Origin of the sequence: Proteus sp. CA142267 (genome assembly GCF_003336825.1) — a bacterium.
Lineage (GTDB): Bacteria > Pseudomonadota > Gammaproteobacteria > Enterobacterales > Enterobacteriaceae > Proteus > Proteus terrae.
This window is the reverse complement of the sequence record NZ_QPMG01000004.1, coordinates 242,442-265,640: the sequence shown is the minus strand read 5'-3', so window position 1 is coordinate 265,640 and position 23,199 is coordinate 242,442. Positions and strand designations below refer to the sequence as shown.

The 23,199-nt window shown below is 42.0% G+C and carries 28 protein-coding genes; 27 read left to right on the top strand and 1 reads right to left on the bottom strand.

Annotated elements, in window-relative coordinates; translation table 11 throughout:
* The 22 genes from C0T34_RS10070 to C0T34_RS09960 form a co-directional block, all read left to right on the top strand.
* Window positions 1–329: DUF1722 domain-containing protein (locus tag C0T34_RS10070; protein WP_114399061.1), on the top strand; the 329-nt coding region annotated here is incomplete at its 5' end.
* Window positions 330–353: 24 nt separating this feature from the next.
* Window positions 354–863, top strand: coding sequence for a lipocalin family protein (locus tag C0T34_RS10065; RefSeq protein ID WP_109850115.1), 510 nt, complete (start codon window positions 354–356; stop codon window positions 861–863).
* Between the two features lie 491 nt (window positions 864–1,354).
* Window positions 1,355–1,624, top strand: coding sequence for a hypothetical protein (locus C0T34_RS10055; RefSeq protein ID WP_109372767.1), 270 nt, complete (start codon window positions 1,355–1,357; stop codon window positions 1,622–1,624).
* Window positions 1,624–2,094 (top strand): lysozyme, encoded by a 471-nt coding sequence (locus tag C0T34_RS10050; protein ID WP_109850114.1) that lies wholly within the window; start codon window positions 1,624–1,626, stop codon window positions 2,092–2,094. The genes C0T34_RS10055 and C0T34_RS10050 overlap by 1 nt, the downstream gene beginning before the upstream one ends.
* Window positions 2,076–2,234, top strand: a complete 159-nt coding sequence (locus C0T34_RS18220) for a hypothetical protein (protein WP_167392482.1) — start codon at window positions 2,076–2,078, stop codon at window positions 2,232–2,234. Before C0T34_RS10050 ends, C0T34_RS18220 begins: the two co-directional genes overlap by 19 nt.
* 2 nt (window positions 2,235–2,236) lie before the next feature.
* The gene (locus tag C0T34_RS10045; RefSeq protein WP_109850113.1) at window positions 2,237–2,698 is read left to right on the top strand and encodes a lysis protein; all 462 of its coding nucleotides are present in this window, start codon (window positions 2,237–2,239) and stop codon (window positions 2,696–2,698) included.
* Window positions 2,699–4,000: 1,302 nt separating this feature from the next.
* Window positions 4,001–4,513 (top strand): KilA-N domain-containing protein, encoded by a 513-nt coding sequence (locus C0T34_RS10035; RefSeq protein ID WP_036937622.1) that lies wholly within the window; start codon window positions 4,001–4,003, stop codon window positions 4,511–4,513.
* Between the two features lie 81 nt (window positions 4,514–4,594).
* Window positions 4,595–5,002, top strand: coding sequence for a hypothetical protein (locus C0T34_RS10030; RefSeq protein WP_036976739.1), 408 nt, complete (start codon window positions 4,595–4,597; stop codon window positions 5,000–5,002).
* On the top strand, window positions 4,999–5,337 hold the full coding sequence (locus C0T34_RS10025) for an HNH endonuclease signature motif containing protein (protein ID WP_036937620.1): 339 nt from the start codon (window positions 4,999–5,001) through the stop codon (window positions 5,335–5,337). Before C0T34_RS10030 ends, C0T34_RS10025 begins: the two co-directional genes overlap by 4 nt.
* A 117-nt stretch (window positions 5,338–5,454) precedes the next feature.
* A complete protein-coding gene (locus C0T34_RS10020) occupies window positions 5,455–5,922 on the top strand; it encodes a phage terminase small subunit P27 family (protein ID WP_006537822.1) in 468 nt (155 codons plus the stop codon).
* A complete protein-coding gene (locus C0T34_RS10015; RefSeq protein WP_109850111.1) occupies window positions 5,876–7,618 on the top strand; it encodes a terminase TerL endonuclease subunit in 1,743 nt (580 codons plus the stop codon). The genes C0T34_RS10020 and C0T34_RS10015 overlap by 47 nt, the downstream gene beginning before the upstream one ends.
* Window positions 7,619–8,941, top strand: a complete 1,323-nt coding sequence (locus C0T34_RS10010) for a phage portal protein (protein ID WP_109850110.1) — start codon at window positions 7,619–7,621, stop codon at window positions 8,939–8,941. It abuts the gene before it with no gap.
* A gap of 5 nt (window positions 8,942–8,946) precedes the next feature.
* A complete protein-coding gene (locus C0T34_RS10005; RefSeq protein WP_109850109.1) occupies window positions 8,947–9,798 on the top strand; it encodes a head maturation protease, ClpP-related in 852 nt (283 codons plus the stop codon).
* Window positions 9,799–9,809: 11 nt separating this feature from the next.
* The gene (locus C0T34_RS10000; protein ID WP_109850108.1) at window positions 9,810–11,024 is read left to right on the top strand and encodes a phage major capsid protein; all 1,215 of its coding nucleotides are present in this window, start codon (window positions 9,810–9,812) and stop codon (window positions 11,022–11,024) included.
* 45 nt (window positions 11,025–11,069) lie between these two features.
* Entirely contained in the window at window positions 11,070–11,282 is a 213-nt protein-coding gene (locus tag C0T34_RS09995; RefSeq protein WP_109850107.1) for a hypothetical protein, read from the top strand.
* Window positions 11,282–11,608: a head-tail connector protein gene (locus C0T34_RS09990; protein WP_109850106.1), complete on the top strand. Its 327-nt coding sequence runs from the start codon at window positions 11,282–11,284 to the stop codon at window positions 11,606–11,608. The genes C0T34_RS09995 and C0T34_RS09990 overlap by 1 nt, the downstream gene beginning before the upstream one ends.
* An 8-nt stretch (window positions 11,609–11,616) precedes the next feature.
* Window positions 11,617–11,946, top strand: coding sequence for a phage head closure protein (locus tag C0T34_RS09985; RefSeq protein WP_109850105.1), 330 nt, complete (start codon window positions 11,617–11,619; stop codon window positions 11,944–11,946).
* Window positions 11,936–12,409, top strand: coding sequence for an HK97-gp10 family putative phage morphogenesis protein (locus C0T34_RS09980; RefSeq protein ID WP_058336215.1), 474 nt, complete (start codon window positions 11,936–11,938; stop codon window positions 12,407–12,409). Before C0T34_RS09985 ends, C0T34_RS09980 begins: the two co-directional genes overlap by 11 nt.
* A gap of 5 nt (window positions 12,410–12,414) precedes the next feature.
* Window positions 12,415–12,756: a DUF3168 domain-containing protein gene (locus C0T34_RS09975; protein ID WP_058336216.1), complete on the top strand. Its 342-nt coding sequence runs from the start codon at window positions 12,415–12,417 to the stop codon at window positions 12,754–12,756.
* A 9-nt stretch (window positions 12,757–12,765) separates the two neighbouring features.
* Window positions 12,766–13,431: a hypothetical protein gene (locus C0T34_RS09970; protein WP_109850104.1), complete on the top strand. Its 666-nt coding sequence runs from the start codon at window positions 12,766–12,768 to the stop codon at window positions 13,429–13,431.
* Between the two features lie 64 nt (window positions 13,432–13,495).
* Window positions 13,496–13,912 (top strand): hypothetical protein, encoded by a 417-nt coding sequence (locus C0T34_RS09965; RefSeq protein ID WP_099074613.1) that lies wholly within the window; start codon window positions 13,496–13,498, stop codon window positions 13,910–13,912.
* A gap of 44 nt (window positions 13,913–13,956) precedes the next feature.
* Window positions 13,957–14,187, top strand: coding sequence for a DUF4035 domain-containing protein (locus C0T34_RS09960; protein WP_239450324.1), 231 nt, complete (start codon window positions 13,957–13,959; stop codon window positions 14,185–14,187).
* Between the two features lie 24 nt (window positions 14,188–14,211).
* Here the strand turns inward: C0T34_RS09960 and C0T34_RS09955 are convergent, their stop codons facing one another.
* On the bottom strand, window positions 14,212–14,403 hold the full coding sequence (locus C0T34_RS09955; RefSeq protein WP_004242485.1) for a YqaE/Pmp3 family membrane protein: 192 nt from the start codon (window positions 14,401–14,403) through the stop codon (window positions 14,212–14,214).
* A gap of 126 nt (window positions 14,404–14,529) precedes the next feature.
* Here C0T34_RS09955 and C0T34_RS09950 point away from each other — a divergent pair, with 126 nt between their 5' ends.
* From C0T34_RS09950 to C0T34_RS09930, 5 genes are read left to right on the top strand one after another with little or no spacing between them, the layout of a single operon-like run.
* Window positions 14,530–17,805, top strand: a complete 3,276-nt coding sequence (locus tag C0T34_RS09950) for a phage tail tape measure protein (RefSeq protein WP_109850102.1) — start codon at window positions 14,530–14,532, stop codon at window positions 17,803–17,805.
* On the top strand, window positions 17,806–18,402 hold the full coding sequence (locus C0T34_RS09945; protein WP_109850101.1) for a hypothetical protein: 597 nt from the start codon (window positions 17,806–17,808) through the stop codon (window positions 18,400–18,402).
* Complete coding sequence (locus C0T34_RS09940; protein WP_109850100.1) at window positions 18,402–18,983, top strand: hypothetical protein; 582 nt, start codon at window positions 18,402–18,404, stop codon at window positions 18,981–18,983. The genes C0T34_RS09945 and C0T34_RS09940 overlap by 1 nt, the downstream gene beginning before the upstream one ends.
* Window positions 18,984–19,039: 56 nt before the next feature.
* On the top strand, window positions 19,040–19,438 hold the full coding sequence (locus C0T34_RS09935) for a hypothetical protein (protein WP_100159824.1): 399 nt from the start codon (window positions 19,040–19,042) through the stop codon (window positions 19,436–19,438).
* A complete protein-coding gene (locus C0T34_RS09930; protein ID WP_109850099.1) occupies window positions 19,438–23,196 on the top strand; it encodes a DUF1983 domain-containing protein in 3,759 nt (1,252 codons plus the stop codon). The genes C0T34_RS09935 and C0T34_RS09930 overlap by 1 nt, the downstream gene beginning before the upstream one ends.
* Window positions 23,197–23,199 lie beyond the last annotated feature (3 nt).

Genomic DNA, 23,199 nt, shown 5'->3' with positions numbered 1-23,199 from the left:
TTGCTAATAATAAAGAATGGCATTCATTGGAAGCTTTTTTTGATGAATATCGAAATAGATTTATGACATTATTACAGCACCAAGCAACACGACGTAATCATACCAATGTTCTTATGCATATACAGGGGTATTTTAAGCGCTATTTAACACCAAATCAGCGACAAGCATTAAGTCAATTGATTTTAGAATACCGTCAAGGAATACAGCCTTTATTAGCACCTTTAACATTAATTAATCATTATCTATCCGAGTATCCTGATAATTATTTGAGCAAACAGAGATATTTTCATCCTTATCCTCAATCCTTAAGATTACGTTATGGATTATAATAAACTTATTGATAGGAGAAAAATATGATACGTTCTTTTGTCACTTTTTTAAGTTCATTTATTCTTACTGGATGCAATGTTATTCCTCCGAGTGACATTAAGCCTGTTAATAATTTTGATCTATCACGTTATCTTGGGCAGTGGTCTGAGGTCGCTAGAATAGATAATCGTTTTGAAAAAGGCTTAACGAAAGTTACCGCAAATTATTCATTACGAGATGATGGTGGTGTTAAGGTTATTAATCGAGGTTGGAGTCAAAATAAACATCGCTGGAAAGAAAGTATCGGTAAGGCTTATTTTGTTGATTCATCTAATAAAGGTGCATTAAAAGTATCATTTTTTGGTCCATTCTATGGTGGATATAATATCATCAAATTGGATAAGAATTATCAATATTCTTTGGTTGTAGGGCCAGATAAAGATTATTTATGGATATTATCACGTACACCGACCATGCCATCAAATTTGTTGAATGAATATATTAATTTTGCAACATCATATGGATTTGATAGTAACAGGATCATAATATTTTAACAAAAGGTATATAGCTGAATTTAAATACTATCTAATTTGATGGTATTTAATTTAATTATGATTTGAAAATGCCTATTCATATTATCCATTATAATAACACTGGTAATGATTATTTACACCTAAGAGCATGGGGATTTATGAGTTAGTGTTATCCAGGCTAGTCGTTTTGTTTTTATTGGTGAATAAAATGTGCACTTTTCTGATTTTTTATTTATATCGTTCTCGATTTGAGTTGTTTGTTTAACTGACTGATTTTTATCATTATTAGTTATTATAATGAAAGTAATTATAAAAAATAAAGAAATAAGAAATAAAATAATATACCGCACTTGATTACTCCGTTTCATAAATATTATTTATTATTTTATGAATAAATTTATAAATATGTACAGTAATAAATAATAATTACTATATTTTTATAAATCATCTCGAAAATCTCTTAATAATTTCTCTTTATATTAATCATTAATGGGCACTCCGTAGGGGTGTATATGTGTATGGAAAAATTAACCAATGTTACTTATGGAACAGCGGGCTTAACGGCATTTTTTGCCAGCCTCTCATTATATGAATGGGGATTTGTTATCGGGATGGCGTTTAGCATGCTTCTTGGTTTAGCCACTTATTTTATGACTCGTCGGGAGCAACGAAAACGCACTCAATTATTTGAAGAGCTTGTTCGTCATGTTGACCCACAAAACCCAACTGAAACCCTAAAAAGGCTTGCTGAATTAATGGTGAAAGCGCCAAAGGATATTTAATGTCTCTCAAACAAAAAATAGCGGCGATAACAACAGCAGGAGCCACAGCAATTGCGATAGTAGTGATAGCCCATTTTGAAGGTGTGCGTTATGAACCTTATCGTGATGTGGCAGGTGTTTTGACGGTTTGTTATGGGCATACAGGCAAAGACATTATTCAAGGTAAGAGATACACACAACAAGAATGCGATTTGTTATTACAAAACGATTTTATTAAGACACAACAGCAAGTCGATACATTAATCAAAGTACCACTCGATGACTACACTAAAGCCGCTTTATATTCCTTTGCTTTTAATGTGGGTGCCACCGCATTTTCTCGCTCAACATTACTCAAGAAGCTAAACGCTGGTGATAGAGCGGGTGCCTGTGAAGAAATAAAACGTTGGGTATATGCGGGTGGAAAGGTTTGGCGAGGGCTTGTCAGTCGTCGAGAAGCGGAGTCTGCACTATGTCATGGAAACCTTTAATCATCATTATCAGCTTTATCCTTGCATTACTCATTACAGTCGCTAGTGGCATTTATCTCTTGATTGATAACTCATGTACTAAAGACCAAGTTAGTTTAGAAAAGCGCTGTCAGATTGCACTTTCATATCATCGGTACTAATCATGAAATACGGAAAACTCTATGCCGTCATTGCGATGGTAGGCATTATTGTGGGTAGTTATTGGGTGATTAACTGGCAAGCTAATAGGATTAATTCACTGACAGATATCAACAAAAAACTGGCCGTGGCTCTCGAAGAACAGAAGTCTATTAATACTGACTATCAAGCACGCATAATGCGGTTAAACCAACTGGATATTCAATATACGCAGGAGTTAGCGAATGCTAAGAATGAAATTAGTCGGTTGCGTGATATTAGCGAGCGTCATCCTGAGCGGGTGTATATCAAAGCCGAGTGCCCCAAAAGCAAAACCACTCCCTCCACCAGCTTGGCTTATGCAACCACCGCCAGACCTACTGACACCGCTATCCGAAATTATTGGTTACTCAGAGAACGAATTGCAGAGTCAGAGCAAATGATTAAAGGGTTGCAGAATTACATTAGAGTGGAGTGTGTGAACTAAAAAAAAGCCCTACGTAGAGTACGAGGGCAAAACTGAAATTTGTCGAAAAAATATCAATCTTAATAAAGATAGCACTTATAAGTGAATATACCTATAGTGCGGCAAAAATATTATTTTAATAAGTGGTTACAATATACTTAACATTAATTTGCTAAATAGTTTTAATAAGTCAGATGGAATGATTCTTATTTGTGTTTTTGTTTTCTTTTAAAAAAGATATTTTTTGTGATAAAAATAAGAATAATAATATTAAATGCTAACTATAAGGTTATTTAATTATAAGGGTATTTATGTTCAATCATGGCATGAAAAAAATTTTTTTTAGAATTTGATGCCATTAAACCTTGGTAAATACTGAATGGTACTTCCTTATATCGATATTGTTCTCCATGTTTACAGTCGATTTCTAGCATTTTAGTTTGATAATCGTAAGCAACAGAAATAATTTTAGATGATGCAATGTAAATTTTGTCCATTAGACTAATCACTATTAATAAAAATAAAATGGGATAAAATAAAAGAGTAAATAAATTTTTACTTTAGTAACTTTTAATATTAGTAAAAATATTCAACTTATTTTTATATAAAGAAGAAATATGAGTTAAATTTATTATTTGTGTGAAGCTTCTCACATTAGAGATGAAAAATAAGTTCCAGCATCACGCATGGACAAAATTAAATAAAGAACTTCTCAAGAGGAATATAGTGATATTAATTCAGTATCGCTTTGTTAAGCAAATAAGCGAATTGAATACTTTCAATTGTTTTTTTAATTAACTATTGAATACAAATAAAATAACCCTGCGAGTTTGAGTTTACCGTGGGGCTAAATTTAAGCGAAAAATAAATACCTATAAATCATACCGCTACTCTTATTTCAATGCCAATAGAAATAGAAAGCGTCGCGTTGTCGCCGTCTCCTATGTTAGCCATGACCTATTTTATTTCTCGATAGAGAGCGCATAGTGAGAGTCAAAAACAACGAATACCACCGTTTTGTTATTTTTCGGTCATTATCAGCAACGTCAGCTGTAGGTAGAAGAAGGGGCGTGACGATGGAGAGACATCAATATATTTAATTCTACAAACGTCATTTATTTAGTGACGTATATGGATAGCCATCAGTTAACCGCTGGTGGCTTTTTTTATACGCATTTCATCGCTCATTCACAGAGCAATTCAAAAACGTCGAATCCAATCACTTTGATATGAGCCTTCGAGAAAGTCAGTTATAGCTGGCGAGCTTCGACGGGCTGATTTTCTATGTGAACGAGGGTTCATTTCAAATGAAGGTAATACGTTATGCAATATCCAAGAGTAAGTATTAATGGTGTGTCTGTCCGTGTTGATAGTGAAGGTAGATATAATTTAAATGATCTTCATGCGGCCGCTGTTGCGGATGGTAAAGCAACGGAATCACAAAGGCCTGGTGCATTTTTGAAAAGTCGTCAAGTAAGGCGATTTGTTCACGCTTTAAGCGATGCAACAAAAAGTGCATCGGTTAAAGTGATTAAAGGTGGACTCAACCAGGGAACTTGGGCTTTAGAGTTAGTCGTTATTAGATATGCAGCTTGGTTAAAGCCAGAATTTGAAATCCTTGTCTACAACACGTTTAAAGAGGCTACGAGGAAGGGATTAGATGTCATGTCTAAGTTGAACAAGCTAGATCATGTCATTAATACCGAAACTAAAAATATAAGTAACTGTGCAAGAACGATGGCTAACTGGGGAGTTGGTGGTAGAAAGCAGTTACTACTAACAGCGAGGGAACGAATTCTTAAAGAAGCTCAAATCTATATTCCTGGTATTGAATAGCGTTCCTTAAAATTGAGGATATTGATTTAATTAATATCTAACGATGAATAGGCCCTAATGGCTTTTTTATTGGAGTTTATTATGTCAAACAAACAGATTAATTATGAGGCAATAGGTCATTGTGTTTACTTGCAAAAAGAAATATCGCAGCTAATTGAAGAGAGAAGCAACCTATATAAAGAATTCATAGCGATTTGTCATTCAGGGCAATTTCCTTATACAGATCCAAGAAACACAAAAATCATCGATTTAAATAGTATTGATAAGCCAGCTAAATTGCTAAAAAAAATACATAAAATAAATCAAACTATCATCACACTAGCAACTACTCATAATCAATGGGCGGATAAGGCTGATTATGAACATTATGTTATTAGTAGCGATAATTCTTTAGGTTTTAGTACGTCTAGTGACGTTATATTCAAAGGAATTATTACCTGCAATAAGCAATCATCAATAGAAGCTGATGTTGTCAGAAACAAAACATGAAAAAACGCAATGTCTATGGTGGTCGCTGGGCAAAGGTACGATTAGCGTTTCTTAATGAACATCCGCTCTGTGTCATGTGCCAAGAGCAAGGGCGCATTACTGCGGCCACAGTAGTTGACCACATTATTCCGCATCGTCTTAAAGAAGCGCTTGAATCAGGTGATAAAGAACGTATCGCAAAAGCCCAAGCTTTATTCTGGGATAAAAATAACTTTCAAAGCTTATGCGAACTGCATCATAACTCGACCAAACAACGTATCGAAAAGAGTGGCAAAGTCATTGGCTGTAATGCGGATGGTATTCCACTCGATCCCAATTCTCATTGGCATCAATAACACAATGAATACAGGGTGGGGGCGGGGTAAAAGTTCAGACACTTTCGCCCTGATTACCTAGCGCCCTCATTTGTGTGCACAACCGCGAAATGAAAAGTTTTTTTCTGGGAGGTTCCGATGGCAGGAAGACGCCCGAAACCGACCCACTTGAAGGTGGTCACCGGTAATCCGGGAAAACGAAAACTCAACGATAAAGAACCCCAACCCAAACGTGAAATTCCAAGCCCACCCGAACATTTAACGGATTGGGGGAAAATGGCGTGGGCAAAATTAACCTTACTACTCGATGGAATGGGCGTTTTAACTGTGGCTGACACGCTGGCATTAGAACGGCTGTGTGATATCTACGCTGATATTCTTCAATTGCGAGACACCATTGCCATTGAAGGTCGGACATACACCACAAAAACGCAATTAGGGGATTTTTTAATTAAAGCGAATCCTGCCGTAGCCATGTTGGCCGATGCAGATCGCCGCTTTAAAAGTTATTTAGTCGAGTTTGGTTTAACCCCCGCCGCTCGTTCGAAGGTGAAGATGGATGGTGGAGAAGAAGAGGAAGATCCGCTCAACCAATATTTCGGTTGATCCCGCAACGCAATACGCGCAAGACGTGCATCAAGGCAAAATCTTAGCGGGGCCTGATATTCGCCATGCATGTGCGCGTCATCTCAAAGATTTAAACGAAGCCAAGCAACGGGGATTAGTCTGGGATGTTGAAGCTGTCAAAAGAGTGATCGACTTTTTCGCGAAAGTCTTAAAGCTCAATGGCGGGGAGCATGAAGGAAAACCGTTTATTTTATTGCCTTGGCAATGTTTTGTGATTGGCTCCATTTTTGGCTGGAAAATGACTGACGGTACACGCCGATTTCGCATGGTGTACGTTGAATCAGGCAAAGGTTCAGGAAAATCCCCGATGGCAGGTGGCGTTGGGTTGTATTGTTTAGTCGCCGACAGTGAACCGCGTGCCGAAGTGTATGCGGCGGCCACGAAAAAAGACCAAGCCATGGTTTTGTTTCGTGATGCGGTGGCGATGGTTGATCAATCTCCCGCATTAAGTCAGCGGATCACCAAATCAGGCGGAACAGGCAAAGAGTGGAACTTGGCTTATTTGAAAACGAGTTCATTCTTTCGTCCGATTAGTTCGGATGATGGGCAATCAGGGCCTCGTCCCCATTGTGCGCTGATTGATGAAATTCATGAACACAAAAATAATACCGTCGTCGAGATGATGCGAGCGGGTACAAAAGGTCGGCGGCAAGCCTTGATATTTATGATCACCAACAGTGGCCATGATAAAACCAGTGTGTGTTATGACTACCATGAATACGGTCGAAAAGTCGCCGAAGGTACTATCGAAGACGACAGCTTCTTTTCCTATATTTGCTCACTGGATGAAGACGATGATCCCTTTAAGGATGAGTCTTGCTGGGGGAAAGCCAATCCGTCATTGGGCTACACCTTTTCTGAACGCTACTTACGTGAACAAGTGACACAAGCTCGAGGTATGCCCGCGAAAGAAAGCATTGTTCGTCGTCTTAATTTTTGTCAGTGGGTGGATGCCGATAATCCGTGGATTAACAGTGAAACATGGATGCAGTGTGAAAACACGTTCACCTTCGATGATCTTCAAGGTGAAGAGTGTTATGGCGGACTGGACTTATCGGGAACCAAAGATTTAACCGCATTAGCCTTGTATTTTCCTCGCCTTAAACGTCTTTATGTTGAATTTTGGACACCCAAAGACACCTTATTGGATAGAGCGAAAACCGACCGAGTGCCTTACGACTTATGGGTAAGGCAAGGCTTTATGCATACCACTCTAGGGAATGCGGTGAGGTATGAATTTGTGGCAGAACGCATTGCTGAGATGGCGATGTACGTCAACATGAGAGCCATTGCCTTTGACCCTTATCGCATTAAATACCTTGTACCCAAACTGGATGAGGTGGGGGTGACGGTTCCCTTAATCCAACATGGACAAGGATTTTACAAAGCCAAAGATTCTGGGCTATGGATGCCACACTCTATCGAACTGTTTGAAGAGCTCATTGATGACAATAAGATTGAGATCCACGCCAATCCTTGTTTGAGATGGAATGCCGCATCCGCTGTGCTTGAGGCTGACCAAAAAGATAACCGCGTCTTTGCCAAGAAAAAAAGCACCGGTCGAATTGATGGTGTGGTGGCATCAGCAATGGCGATTGGGGTTTCTGAAGGGGAATTCGAGGATGAAGGGGATATTGATGGTTTCTTTGATAACCCAATTATTGTGGGGATCTAAATGCGTAACATGAAAAAAAAGAGCCGAATAAAATCGGCGATCCTCAATTGGATGGGGATACCCATTAGTTTAACTGATGGCGCCTTTTGGGAAGAATGGATTGGAAAGAGTAGCAGTGGCAAGGTGGTCACCGCAGATAATGCATTACAGCTGTCTGCGGTATGGTCTTGCGTTCGGTTACTCAGTGAATCTATTTCGACATTGCCATTGAAAATCTATCAAACGAAGGCGGATGGCTCGCGCGAACTGGCGAAACATCATCCCGCTTACACCGTCTTATGTCGAAAACCCAATGCAGAAATGACGCCTTCTCGCTTTATGTTGATGGTTGTTGCCAGCTTATGTTTAAGAGGAAATGCGTTTATTGAAAAATGTTATATCGGGAAAAAGTTGGTTTCACTTCAACCGTTATTACCTCAAAACATGACGGTGAAACGATTGGAAAATGGGCAGTTGGAATATACCTATACCACGCCTAAATCGAATAAACGGGTTATTCCCGTTAAAAATATGATGCATATTCGAGGGTTTGGTATGGACGGTGTGTGCGGAATGATACCGATCCAGATTGGGCGTGATGTGATTGGTACCGCGTTATCGACGGATGAAGCAGCCGGAAAAGTGTTTGAAAATGGGTTACAAACCAGTGGATTATTAACGTCAAAGAATGCTTTGAAAGCCGATCAACGAGAACGCCTAAGAAAGCATTTAATGACGTTTACCGGCTCAAAAAATGCTGGAAAGGTGATGATCCTCGAAGCGGATTTGTCTTATCAAAATGTCACCATGAACCCTGAAACTGCGCAATTATTACAAAGTCGCGGATTTAGCATTGAGGAAATTTGCCGTTGGTTTCGCGTTCCACCTTTTATGGTGGGGCATGCCGATAAGCAAAGTAGTTGGGCATCCAGTGTGGAAGGGATGAATATGCAGTTTTTGACTAATACACTACGTCCCTTATTGGTCAATATTGAGCAAGAAATTAATCGTTGTTTACTCGACAGTGATGAAGATTATTATGCGGAATTTTCTGTTGAGGGCTTATTACGAGCAGACAGTGCAGGACGTTCAGCTTATTACACAACAGCGTTACAAAATGGCTGGATGAGCCGAAATGATGTTCGACGGTTAGAGAATTTACCGCCTATTGAAGGGGGCGATATTTATACGGTTCAGCTTAATTTAACGCCACTGGATCAGCTCGGAAAAGATATCACGAACAATGAAGCTGAAAAGCTCAAAGCACAGATCACTAACTGGTTATTTCCTGAAGGTGAACCTGTAACCCCATCTCAATCCAATCCACCTCGTCCCGAGGAGTAATCGTTATGAAAAAAAATCAGTTGCCAGTCGCGCTGGAGGATCGCCCCTGCGCATCGATTCGCTATGAGCTGAAACCCAAAGCACTGGATAAATGGAATAGCCGTATTCGGGCATCCAGTGCGGATAACTCGATTTCGATATTGGACGTCGTTGGAGAAGATTATTGGGGGGAAGGTGTCACCGCTAAACGGATTTCCGCCGCGCTTCGTGCCATTGGTGAGCAAGATATTGTCGTTAACCTCAATAGTCCAGGGGGCGATATGTTTGAAGGGTTGGCAATTTATAACTTGCTTCGTGCCCACAGTGGCAAGGTAACGGTCAATATTTTGGGCATTGCCGCTTCCGCTGCGTCCATTATTGCGATGGCAGGGGATGAAATAAAAATGGGGCGCGGTGCCTTTTTGATGATCCATAACTGTTGGGCAATGGGGGTAGGAAATCGTCACGACTTTGCAAAACTTGCTCATGATCTCGCCCCTTTTGATGCCTCGATGACCGATATCTATGTTGCACGCAGTGGGCAATCGAGTGACGTGGTGAGTCAGATGATGGATAACGAAACATATATCAGTGCGAGTGAAGCGATAGAAAAGGGATTTGCGGACAGCCTACTTTCTGCCGATGTGATTGACGAAGGTGATGAAAGCCCCCAAGCCGCGATCCGAAAACTGGATGCGCTACTTGCCAAAACCAACACACCTCGTGCTGAACGACGAAAACTAATTAGTGCATTAACCCGAAGTACGCCGAGCGCTACTTCCCAATCTAATGGTATGCCAAGCGCTACCTGCGATATTAATCCTGAAATCCTGTCAAAATTGGAGGAGGCGGTGACCGCCTTTGCCTGCGTTAAGTAATTGGAGTGACTATGTCAGAGACAAATGAATTATTAAAAAACCTATCGGCAAAAATTGAAGAAGCCAATCAACATTTTAATGCCAAAGCTGAAGAAGCGTTAAAAGAAGCGCAGAAAGTGGGTGGATTAAATGAAGAAACGAAACATGCCGTAGACAAAATGGCAACCGAGCTAAATGCGCTACGCGAATCTGAAAAAACACTGAAAGCCGCATTAGGGGATTTAGAACAACATGTTGCGCAAATGCCACTCAATAATGCGGTGCAGGTTGTAAAAAGTGTTGGTCAACAAGTGATTTCGGCTGAAGTATTAAAAGAGATCAATTCCAGCATTCAAGGGGGCAAACGTGTTTCAATTCCTGTTCAAGCAGCATTAACATCTACGGGCGTTGCCGAAGGCGTGGTTGAACCACAACGTTTGTCGGGTATCGATGTTGCACCGAAACAACGACTTTTTATTCGTGACTTAATTGCATCAGGTAAAACGCAATCTCCCGCTATTTTCTGGGTTCAGCAAACGGGGTTTACCAACAAGGCGGCGGTTGCGCCTGAAAATACCACTAAGCCATATAGTGACATTGCCTTTGCGACCAAAATCACGCCAGTCACGACGATTGCTCATATGTTTAAAGCGTCTAAACAAATCTTAGATGATTTTGCGCAGTTGCAGTCGTTGATTGATGCGGAAATGCGTTATGGATTGAAGTTTGTTGAAGAGCAAGAAATTTTATTTGGTGATGGCTCTGGGGCACATTTGCACGGCATTATCCCACAAGCCACTCAATATAAAGCCTCCTTTACGGTTGAAAAACAAAACGGTATTGATGATTTACGGCTTGCCATGCTTCAAGCTCAATTGGCGCGATTTCCTGCTTCTGGTCACGTTTTACACTTTATTGACTGGGCGAAAATTGAGCTAACCAAAGACTCTTTGGGGCGTTATATTTTGGCTAATCCTTCCGCATTAACAGGACCGACCTTATGGGGATTACCGGTTGTAGCAACAGAAACCCCCGCGTTTAAAGGGAAATTCTTAACAGGGGCATTTAATGCGGGGGCACAGCTCTTTGACCGTGAAGAAACGAATGTGGTGATTTCAACGGAAAACGCCGATGATTTTGAGAAAAACATGATCTCTATCCGTTGTGAAGAGCGTCTTGCTTTGGCGATCAAGCGTCCAGAAGCCTTTGTTTACGGTAATTTTACGGTAGCAACATCAAGTGATTAATGTAACTAAGGCGGTCTTTATGGCCGCTTTTTCTTTGGAGGTGATATGAAATTAGTCATCTTACGAGCCATTTATTTTGAGGGACGTGTGGTGCTTGAAGGCGAGCAGATTGATACCTTAGAGCAACATGGACGGGAGTTAATCCAAAAAGGCTATGCCAAAGAACAGGAAGAAGCACATCTTGTTATTGAACCTGAACCTGAACCTGAACCTGAACCTGAACCGAAAAAAAATATTAAGGCGAAAAAGGAGAAATAATGCTTTCTCTCGAATTTGTGAAACAGCATTGCAATATCGACCCTGATTTTACGGATGACGATAATTTATTGACGCTGTATATCGGTTCCGCTGTGAAATATGTTGAAAATTACACGCGTCGAACATTACATAAAACTCAGGAGATGGATAAAGCACAAGAAGATCCTGAAGCCTTGTTCTTAACGGATGATGTGATTGCGGCAATGCTCTTATTAATTGCGCAATGGTATGAAAATCGTGAGGGGGTGATTTCGGGGCAAGCTTTTTCTACACAACCTTTTGCGGTCACCGCACTACTTCAACCTTACCGGATTTATGGGTTGTAGGAGGTTTTATGCGTGCAGGACGATTACGCCACACTATTCATATTCAAAAATCAGTATTAGCGCCCGATGCCATCAGTGGCAGTGATGTGATTTGGACAGATTATGCGACAAAAGTACGTGCAGCGATCATGCCTTATCAAGGGCGGGAATATTTTCAAGCTCAGCAAGTACAAAGTGAGGCCACAACGCGAATTCTTATTCGCTATATTGCTGATATTGATACCTCGATGCGTATTGTATGGGGTAAGCGAATATTTAATATTATTTCGATTATTGACCCTGATGAGCGTCATCGTGAGCTTCAATTAATGTGCAAAGAGGGCGTGAATGATGGGTGAGATTAAAATCAGTGGATTGTCTGAACTCGCTCAACGAATGCAAGACATCGCCCGTAAAACCAGAAACCAAAGTGTGCGTAAGGCGATGAATGCAGGCGCTTCGGCGTTAAAGCAGGAAATCAAACATCGAGTGCCTATCCTTAAGGAAACGGTGCCTCATCGACGCAAAGGCACCATCAAGCGCAATATTCGTTCTAAAACGAAAGTGCAGCGTAATGGGCAAGTTAAAACGCGCATTTGGGTGAAATCATTATCGGGTAAAAAGGTGTCTGCCTTTAAACAGGCAACGGGAAAAAGTGCGGCATTGAACCCGAATGATCCGTTTTATTGGTGGTTTGTCGAGTTTGGTACCGCCAAGATGCCCGCACAACCGTTTATGCGTCCCAGTTTTGAAGCGAAAAAGGAAGCAACGGCTAAAGTGATTGTTCAAACACTCAAAGAGGACATTGAAAAAGTAAGGTAGAGATCATGATACAGCAATTAAAAGAGACCCTTTCACCGCTGGTCGATGGAAGGGTTTTTTTTCAGGTATTACCCGAAGGCAAAGGGCATTATCCCGCCATTGTGATCCAGTTTGCCAGTATCACGCCTAACAGTGCGCTGGAGGATACGGATTTAGACAACTATCGCGTGCAACTTGATGTGTATGCGCCACAGCCACAACCCCTTATGGTCTTGCGTAAAAAGATTGAAACTCAGATTGTTGCGACAATCCCATTTGCACAACGGGTGAATGCGGTCTTTGGGTATGAAGCGGATGTCAAATTGCATCGGCTTGTTCTTGAATTAATGATTTCATCAGATAAATAAGGAATGGATATGGCAAAGTCAAAAAACCATAAAGCGACGCCTTTCCTCGGCACGAAGATCTTTGTGCAAACAGGCTTAGGAGAGGCGATGACAGTGACAGAAGCCACGTTATCACCGGCAACTATTACCATCGCCAATAATAAACTGAAAGCGGATGACATGATTATGTTATCGGGACTCGGGGAGTTAGATGGGCGTTTTCCCATTGCACAGGTTGATGGCAATAAAGTGACCCTGTGTGAGGAAGTGGATTGGAGTGATAAAACGTTACCCACAGATTTTGCAAACGCCAAAGCACAACGCATTCAATGGTCTAATAATTTCTGTGCGGTAAAAAGTTTCAGCAAAGACGGTTCGACAACCGAACAAATTGATGTCACCACCATTTGCAGTGATGGCAAGGAATATGAATCCGGTGATACGGAATACGGCTCAATTAAATTGACCTTCTTCTTACGTTATAGCTCCAGTGATGTGCAGCGACTCTTGCGTAAATATGAAAACAGCAAAGAAAAATTCGCAGTGAAAATGGTCTTAACGCGAGATGAAGGCTCCATGTTTTATTACGGCTCCGTCGAGACAGGTATGAACATTGATGGCAGTGTAGGGCAAATGATGGATTCGGGGATCTCAATTAAATTGTCTGGCCGTGATTATTTGAATGTGAAGAAATAACCCTTAATTCACCTCTTTCATTATTTCTCTTCTCCCTTCTCGATAAAAAATTTTAGGAGTGATTATGTCTAACGCTTTATTGCGTGAATTAGTGTTAAACCAAGCACTGAAAGTGACGCCTTTTACTTATTTAGACAACACCTTTTATGTCAAAGAGCTGGATGTTGGCACCATGAATTACATTCAGCGCAAACTTCGTCAAATTAAAATCAAGCTCGCTGAGGCGCAGGATATTTATTTAGATGAAGACGATCCCGAACAATTTAATGAGGCGATAAATCGTGTCTACGATGAATATGATGTCGCCAGAATGCTGGCCTTTAAGTTGTGTGATGAAAAAGGGGAACTGCTTTTTGATGCTGAAAATGAAGCAGATTTAAAAGGTCTTAATCGTCTAGGGCAAGGGTTCTCTAATGCGGTGTTTACGGCTGAAGCGGGGAACAACGAAAAAAACTTGGAGACCGACGACAATTTCAATTGATATTGTCGTTGGCACTGGGAAAAACGCTCGCGGAAATCGAGCAAATGCCTGAAAGACACTTGTGTGAATATGAAGCCTTTTATCGCAAACAGCCCTTTGGTTTATGGCGAGAGGATTATCGGATGGCACTAGTGGCGCATCTTCTCGCGATGATAAATCGTGATCCGAAAACGTCTCCGCCTGAATTGATGGATTTTATGCCAATGTGGAAGAAGAAAATCACGGAAGAAGAGCTGTGGGATAACGTTACTGAGAGTGTATTAGCTAATCGATAGCCCCACATCAGTGGGGCTTAATCGTTAACCACCGCGAGACATTTTCTCAATTTTTTTATCCGTATTGTATTGAGAAAGCGCATAAACCGACCAGATAGCCGCAGGGATCCAGCCAATTAATGTGATTTGTAGGATAAGGCAGAAGATGCCAGCAAATGGGCGACCAATCGTGAAAAATTGTAACCAAGGTAGTAATAACGCCAGAATAAGTCTCATAAAACCCCCTCTATTATTCGAAATTTCAGTTTATCAATAATTAAATCAATAGCAAATAACAAGGAATATTGCATTTATTCAGGGTGAAAGTTTGCTTTTGTAGTGTTCATACCAAGGATTGAATTTATGGCGGGAGCATTAGGTAGATTAAATATTGATTTGACGCTGAATACGGCAAATTTCACAAATGCGATCAACCGTAGCCAGCGCCAAACAGAACAATTTGGGCAAAGTATTCGCGTCAGCCTTCAAGCTATCACCGTGCAACAAGAGCGAATGGTATCGCAAACCGCAAAATCCTCGGCGCTTTTTGCCCGCTTTGCGAGTGTCACCGCAAGCGCATTATCCATTCATCAAGTCATTAATTATGCCGATAGTTGGACGGAATTACAGAACCGCTTAAAACTGGTGACAGAAAGTTCTGTCGAGTTAAATAAAGCCACACAAGCGGTCTATGATATTGCCCAAAGAACCTATCAATCATTGGATGCCACAGCACAGGTTTATCAACGTTTTGCGGATAATGCCGATCGCTTAGGCTTAAGTCAGCAAAAAGTCGCTGAACTCACGGAAACCGTCTCAAAAGCCGTGGCGATTTCAGGCGCGAGTGCAACCGCAGCCCAAGCGGCATTAACCCAATTTGGTCAAGCATTAGCCTCGGGTCAGTTACGTGGCGAAGAGCTAAATTCAGTGATGGAGCAAACCCCTGCGTTAGCGAAAGCCATCGCTGACGGAATGGGTGTCAGTGTGGGTGAACTAAGGAAGAAAGCCCAAGACGGTGAAATGACGATTGAGAAGGTCATTCAAGCCTTAGAGCGTGCAGCCGATAGTGTGGATAAAAAATTCGCCACCAGTGTGACAACGGTTAGCCAAGGTTTCACTAATCTTCAATCGGCGATGACCAAATTTATTGGTGAAGCGAATCAAGGTACAGGTGCGACTCAGCTTTTTACCACAGGGATGACCACTCTTGCCAATAATCTATCGTTAGTCGCTAAAGTGGTTGAAGGAATTGCAGTTACGGCATTGGTAGCAAAGCTCTCTCAATGGACGAAAGCCACTTATCTGAAAAATCAGACAACGTTGAATGAAGCCAAAGCCACATTACAGAGTGCAGAGGCAAACAGTGTGGCAGCAACCAGTGCCGTGAGGAAGGCATGGGCGGATAAAGAAGCTGCTACATCGGCGCTCAATAGAGCCAAAATGGAATATCAAGTTGCTAGAGGCACTAACGCGGAAAAAATAGCACTTGATAACCTTATCGCCACAAAATCACTCGCAAGAACAGCCTCTCTAAATTATACACAGGCATTAACCGCCGAAAACGTTGCTCAACGTGCATTAACGACCGCTCGGCGTCAATCAACGGTGGCAGGGCGAGCACTTAACAGTGTTATGGGATTAGCGGGTGGCCCTATTGGATTAGTGCTGACCGGTGTTGCGGCATTGGGTATGGGATTGTATGAATACAGCGAAAATGTCAAACAAGCCAAACTCGAATCGATTGAATTTGCCAATTCTCTTGATACATCAACAGAAGCGTTAAACAAAATGAGCAATGCCACGCTAGTGGCGAATTTAAGCAAAGTTTCATCGGGCATTAACGCGCAATTGGAGAAAGTCGAGGAGCTTAAACAACAGGTTATTTCCTTACAAGGTCTATCAAAATACAGCGTTGAGAGTGAAAAGGCGTTTACTGAACAAGGTGTGGGGGATTTATACCTTAAACGAGTAGCTGAAAAGCAAAAAGAGCTTGATGCTGCGATGGGAATATATGCAGAGCAAGTTAATAACTTAGAGCGTCAGCGAGCCAATATGCAAAATATGTTGGCGACACTCAAAGAAAAAGTGGGCGATCAAGCTCCTGAATATAAACGCTATGCCACTGAGTTACAAAATGTTGATGTCGCTATTAATTCACTTAAGGCGAGCTTAAAGAGCTTAGGCATTGAATATGAATCACTCATTGATATCACGCTTCAGGCGACAAATAGCCAAGTGAATGCCGCCACGGCGATTGCTAAACAGATTGATGAATCGATTGAAAAATCGCAACGTTCAGTGGCAAAAGCGCAAGCCACAGGGAAGGCATTAGCGAAATTAAATGCAGAAGATGTATTGGCTTCACGCAAAATTACGCCAGATATGCAAGGCTACGATAAGGCCTTACAAGCTGAAATTGAGGCACAACTGGCACTGCAAGCCAAACGGACGTATAAACCCAGCCATAAATCAACCATTGATTATGCCAAGCAATACACCAAAATCTTAACGGAATTGGAGGAAAAACAAGCCTCACTGATTGCTGATGGGCAAAGTATTCAGCTGTATGGCACTACCTCTTCCTTTAATGAATACACATCCGCATTAGCCGATATCAAACAGAATAAAGACAAGTTTGATGCCATCTTAAAAATCGATCCCAACGCCATTGAGACGATAAAAGAAAAAGCGAAAGCCATTGATGATCTGGCGCGTGCCAACTCGGTTGCGCAATTTGCTTATGATCGCGGTAAAGAAATTGAGCAGATGCAATTTGAAACTTCCTTGATAGGAAAATCGCGCGCAGAGCAAGAAAAGCTCAATGCCCTTCGACAGATTGATGTGCTGTATCAGCAAGCCAGTGTGGATTTAGGCGAAAAAGAGCTGGTGAACTTACAACGCAATGTTGAACTCACTAAACAGAAGATTGAGGAAGAGCTGAGGAAGCGAGAAGCCATGAAAGGTGATCCGATGGCGGGATTAAAACAAGGCTTATCGGATTTCAGTGAGTCAGCCATGGATGTGATGGAGAACGTCAGAAATGTCACTACCAATGCCCTTAATAATATGTCTGATGCATTAGCCGATTTTGCTTTAACGGGCAAAGGAAGCTTTAAAGATTTTGCTAATGCGGTGATCTCCGATATCACTCGAATGGTGATGAAAATGTTGGTTTTCAAAGCCATTGAAGCAGGCGGGCAGGCAATGGGTTTTGATATGGGATGGATGAGCAAAGGGCATGCTTACGGTGGTTATACGGGGCATGGAGGAAAATTTGAGCCTAAAGGAATTGTGCATGGTGGTGAGTTTGTTTTTACCAAAGAAGCGACGGCTAAATTGGGTGTCGGTAATCTCTATCGCTTAATGCATGCGGCGCAAGGTTATGCTTCGGGGGGCTTTGTGGGGGCGGTCGCAGGGCGAATACCCGTTACACCACAACCAACGTTAGCCCGTGCGGGTGGTGTACAAATGACCGTCGTTAATCATATTACGGTGACAGGAAATGGTGACGCTGTACTTGCGCAGGCAATGAAAGAAGCTGCACAACAAGGGACAGAAGCCGGCGCACAGAAAGCTCACGCGATGATGTTACAAGACTTTCAAAGTAATGGTGCAGCACGCAGAACATTAGGAGTCTAAATGTCTATTCTTGAATGGCCAAAAGAGGTGATCCCCACACAGGAAAACTGGCAATTATTGAGTAACAGCAAAACCTTTACCTCGCCATTTAATGGAAGTAGTCAAACGGTACGCTTTCCGGGAAGTCGTTGGCGTTGTGAGCTGACATTCAATAATTTAAATGAAGAGAAATCGCGCCAGTTAGAAGCGCTGGTGGCTTCATTGGATGGCATGTCGGGGCGAGTCAAAATATCGAGTTGGATAAGAAAAGGGCGTTATGGGTATGGTTCGCCTCGTGTTGCAATACCAAGCCAATTGGGGAATCGGCTAGAAACAAAGGACTGGAAGCGCAATATGCGTGTGTTACAGCAAGGGGATCGTTTAACTGTGGGTAATGAACTCAAAATGGTGGTGGCTGATGTGGTTAGTGATCATCAAGGCCGTGCCATTATTCCTATTTCACCGATGTTAAGAACGTCACCTACCGTCAATGAAATGCTCGAGGTTGAACGTCCTTTTGGAGTTTTTCGGCTCGTTGATAATGAACAGGGGAAATTTCAGCATCGTCGCTTGGGGTATACCAATATCACGTTATCTTTTGAGGAGGTGTTGTACTAATGCAATATCATCCATTTTCTGATGCCATGGTCAACGCGATTAATGAAGGGGCTTATATCGTTTTAGCCGCCAGACTCGATTTGAAATCAGGCGTCACCTGTGCGCATACCAGTGTTGGGCAACTGATTATTGCGGGTGAAACCTATTTAGGTGTAGGAAGTTTAGGCGAAATCAGTCAGCTAAAAGAAAATAAGACAACCAGCCCTCCGCAATTACAGCTTAAATTAGCCGGTTTTGATAAATCGCTGGTGGGAATGGTGATGAATGAGCAAAGTCGAGGACGCGAAGTCCGGTTGATGATGGTCGCCATCGGTGAAGAGGGAAAACCGCTTCTTGCTGAAGTCTTATTTGTCGGACAAATCACATCGATTAATGTGGTGTCTGGCGAAGAAAATGCCGTATGTGTTAATGTTTCTAATCGATTCGAGCGATGGTCAATCGGGTTACCCGATAGATTCACCGATGAGTCGTGGTCATCTCGAAGACAAGGTGATCGTATCTTTCGTTATGTTGCTCAAATGGCTGAACGGGCTATTTATTGGGGCAGCAAGAAAGATGCCCCTGCATTTATTTATAAATAATCCTATTGCTTTGTTAAACCCACTTTTGTGGGTTTTTTGCTATTTAAGGTCAGTACATGAAACAACCCAACTGGACACTTAAATTACCCGAAACCATAAGGGCGGCAATGAGTCGCCCTTTTTCATGGGGTGAATTTGATTGTTGTATTTTTGCCTCTGAATGTATTTACGCACAATGCGGTTTCTCTCCGATAAAGCCTTATCTCAATCACTATAAAACCAAAGCCGAAGCCTTCAACCTGCTCAAATCTAAATTTGGCTCCTTAGAGAAAGCCGTATCACGCTATTTCAAATCCATTGAGATTGAGCGCGTTCAGCGTGGCGACCTCGTACTGTTTAAAGGTGAGGACGGTGACAGTTTAGCTGTGGTTTGGGCGGGGCATTATTGGGGCGTAACCCCACAAGGCGTGAAGCCAGTGCAGATTAACCCAATCAAAGCGTGGAGAGTGGAATAATGGGTGGGAGTGGTGGATTAATTTCAAAAGTCGTGGGCGCAGGCTTAATGATTGCAGGGCTATTTACCGGAGGCGTTACCTCGGCGATGGGGATGGCACTGATGGCAGCAGGCGTCGCAGTCCAAGTCGCGGGTTCGCTTATCTTTAAGCCTAAACTGCCTTCCATGAATTATCGAGATACGGGTGAACGCAAACAGATGTTACGTTCATCGTCTGCGCCTGAAACCGTGATCGTCGGAAAAACAGTGATATCGGGTTTGCTTTTCTTTGCCGAAGAAGAGGCGGGTGAACAAGATGAAAACGAAAAAATCACACTGACATTGGCTCTGGCAGGGCACCCCATAGAGAAAATCGGGAAGATTTGGTTGGGTGATGATCTCATTGAGACGTTTGGTGATAAAGCGTCATGGGAATTACATAACGATAGGGAAGATGTCGATCCCTTTATGCTTAAAAATTGCCCGTCATGGAAAGAGGATATGATTGGGCGAGGTCTGGCGTGGTTACGTGTGACACTCACATTTGACCAAGAAAAATTCCCCTATGGATTACCCAATGTGAAATGTGAAGTTTGGGGAAAACATCTGTTTGATCCTCGCACTGGGCAAACTGCATGGAGTAATAATGGGGCTTTAGTTATTTTGGATTATTACCGCCATTATTTAAAAGTGCCTGATACGGATATTGATTTTGACAGCTTTAAACAGGCAGCCGATTTATGTGATGAAAAAGTGGGTCTGCCAGAAGGTGGATTTGAGTCGCGATATACCCTTAATGGTGCTTATGATTTAAATGAGAGTCCATCCAGTGTTTTGGAAGCGATGCACAAATGTATTAACGCTGAACCGACATTTACAGCAGGAAAACACGGTATTCAAATCGGCGCATATTATGGGCCGGCAATAAAAACTATCACCGAATCACAATTGATTGGTACCGTCACTTGTACCCCTGAAACAGGTTTAAAAGACGCGACCAATGCGGTGTATGGCACGTTTATTGATGCCGAACAGTTGTATACAAAAACGGATTTCACGCCTGTAATTGTGGACGAATGGGTGAAAGACGATGGCTTAGAAATTCGGGAGAATATCGACTATCGTTTTGTCACCAGCCCTTATCAAGCCCAACGATTAGCCCGCCAATATCTTCGCAAAAAGAAAGCAGGAAGACGGGTTCAACTCACTATGAACTTAGACGGCTATGCTTATCGTCCGGGGGAAGTTGTGCTTTTAGAATTACCGGCTTTGGGGATTAGTGGACTGGAATTTCGTATTGCCGAATGGTCTTTTCATGCTTTAGAGGGTGTGGCTTTAACGTTGGAAGAGGATGGTGCCTATTTATATGAAGATGTGATTGGCAAACCGTTTGAGCGTCCGCCATTTGTGAGTTTACCCGCTGGTGGCGTTGCTTCACCTATTAATCTTACCTTTGTTCCACTTGCAGTCAGTGACATCGTACAAGGTACACTTTCTTGGCAGAATGTTGCTACTGATGTGCGTTATAACACTGTCACTATTCTTCAAGAAGGCAATGTTATTCAATCTATTCAGGTACCGGCTGAGCGTGTTGATATTAACGGATTAGCACGAGGGACTTATCGTGTTGAAGTTAGAGCAACAAACGTTGCCGGCGCAATGTCGGCACCTGCTATCAGTGACTTTGCCATTCAAGCGCCACCGCCTCCTGAGCATATTGATGTTACCTCTGGTTTATTTAATCTGACCATTGCACCGAAACAAGGCGATAGCGCTGTCTTTGGTTATACCTTTGAATTTTGGTTTAGTGAGGAAAAGCTCGCTGATCTTTCTGAAAATGAAGTGATCACCAAAACAAATAAAGTTGGCCAAGGGAATTTCTGGACGCAAGAGAATTTAAAAGCAGGGCATACGTATTATTTTTATGTTCGAACAATCAACAGCTATGGCAAATCACCGTTTGTGGAAGCTTCGGGTACTTGCTCTTCTCAAACCGATTTAATTCTTGAGGAATTAGCGGGGCAAATTAGCCGAGATCAACTCGCACAAGACCTATTGGGTGAAATTAACAGCAAAGCTAACCAAATCGATATTACTGAATTACATGAGTTAATGAGGATAAATCACGATAAGCTTTTAGAAGAGTCAATGAGGCAAGGCGCGACGATTGAAGAAAGTGAAAAAAAACGGGAGGAGGCAGAAAAATTACTGGCTGAGCGGATGAATAAAGTTTCAACGGCAACAGAAGCACAGGCGGCAGCGATTAAACAAGAGCAACAAGCGCGTATTGAGTCTGATCAAACCGAAGCGCAACAACGCCAATCTTTAGCGACACAACTTCGAGGTGATTATACCGGCAATGATTTATCGAAAGTCACCGCAGGACTTATCTCCGCCGAGAAACAAGCACGTGTTACAGGTGACCAAGCGGAAGCCAAAGCCAGACAATCACTGGAAACACGGATGAATGGGAATGTTTCCGCGATTAATCAATCACTAGAAACCCTCACCTCGAAACAGCAAGCACAATCGAAAGATATTTCAGGCCTCAGTTCAACCCTGAAGGGAAAAGCCGACAGTAGTGTGGTCAATGCGTTAAATACGCAAGTGTCTAATCTCGATGGCAAAGTCACCTCCGCAACCTCTCTGGTACAAACGTTATCCAGCAAATTAGATAAAGTGAAAGCTGATTTAACGGAGTCTGTGGTGGTGGATTTAGATTTATCAAAACTCAATGAAAACATCTATTATCCGGTGATTTTGCCATTAGCGACCTCTCGACGTTATGCCTTTAAGGTCTTTAGAACTTTAGGGCAATATTCAGACAATAAACCCAGCTATGCAACTCACAGCACCAAAGGTTTTGCCGTGATTGTGGAATGGCAAGTGAGTGCTTCTGGATGGGGAACTCAGTCTGAAAACCGTATCATTGATAACTTTGATTGGCGATGGACAAATCAATCCCCTGTGATGGGGCCTGCTCAATTAACGAATGGCTCTGTGGAATATATCTATTTGCGGGGAGGGGCAAAATATCAGTTAACTAAACACAAAAGTGTTAACCATCAAATCATCACCAGCACTTATACCAACAACAAGCAATCGGTGGCACCAAAGGGGTTTGTGGCGAATGAAGTACCTAAGTCCAGCGAACAGAAAGCCAATGCAACGGCGAATGCGGTAAACCAACTTGAAACTAAGGTAACTGAGGTTTCAGGTAAAGTGACCTCTACCGCCCAGCAAGTGACTCGTTTAGAAAGCCAAGTGGGTACAAGTTCAGCCAAAATCGAGCAAACTTCGAAAGTGGTCACAGACATAAATGGCAAAATTTCGGCATCATGGACAATGAAAGTACAGCAGGATAGCAAAGGGAATAAAGTCATTACTGGCATTGGTTTAGGGTTTAATGCGCAAGGAAATAGTCAATTTCTGGTCAATGCCCAAAACTTTGCGGTGATATCGTCATTAAACGGTAAAGTGGTGACGCCGTTTGTGATCCAAAATGGACAAGCTTTTTTCAATGATGCGTTATTTAGTAAGGCAACCATTGATAAATTATCGGTAGGTAAAAAAATCACATCCACTAATTATTTAGCGGGTAAGAAAGGATTTAATATTGATGCCACAACAGGGAATGTTGAATTAAATGATGCAGTATTTCGTGGACGGTTAGATATTAACTCAGGAGGAACAAAAGGGCGGTTAGTGATCACGAATAATACTATTTATGTTTATGATGAAAATAATAAGTTGGTTGTTAAATTGGGCTACTTGGGTTAGTCG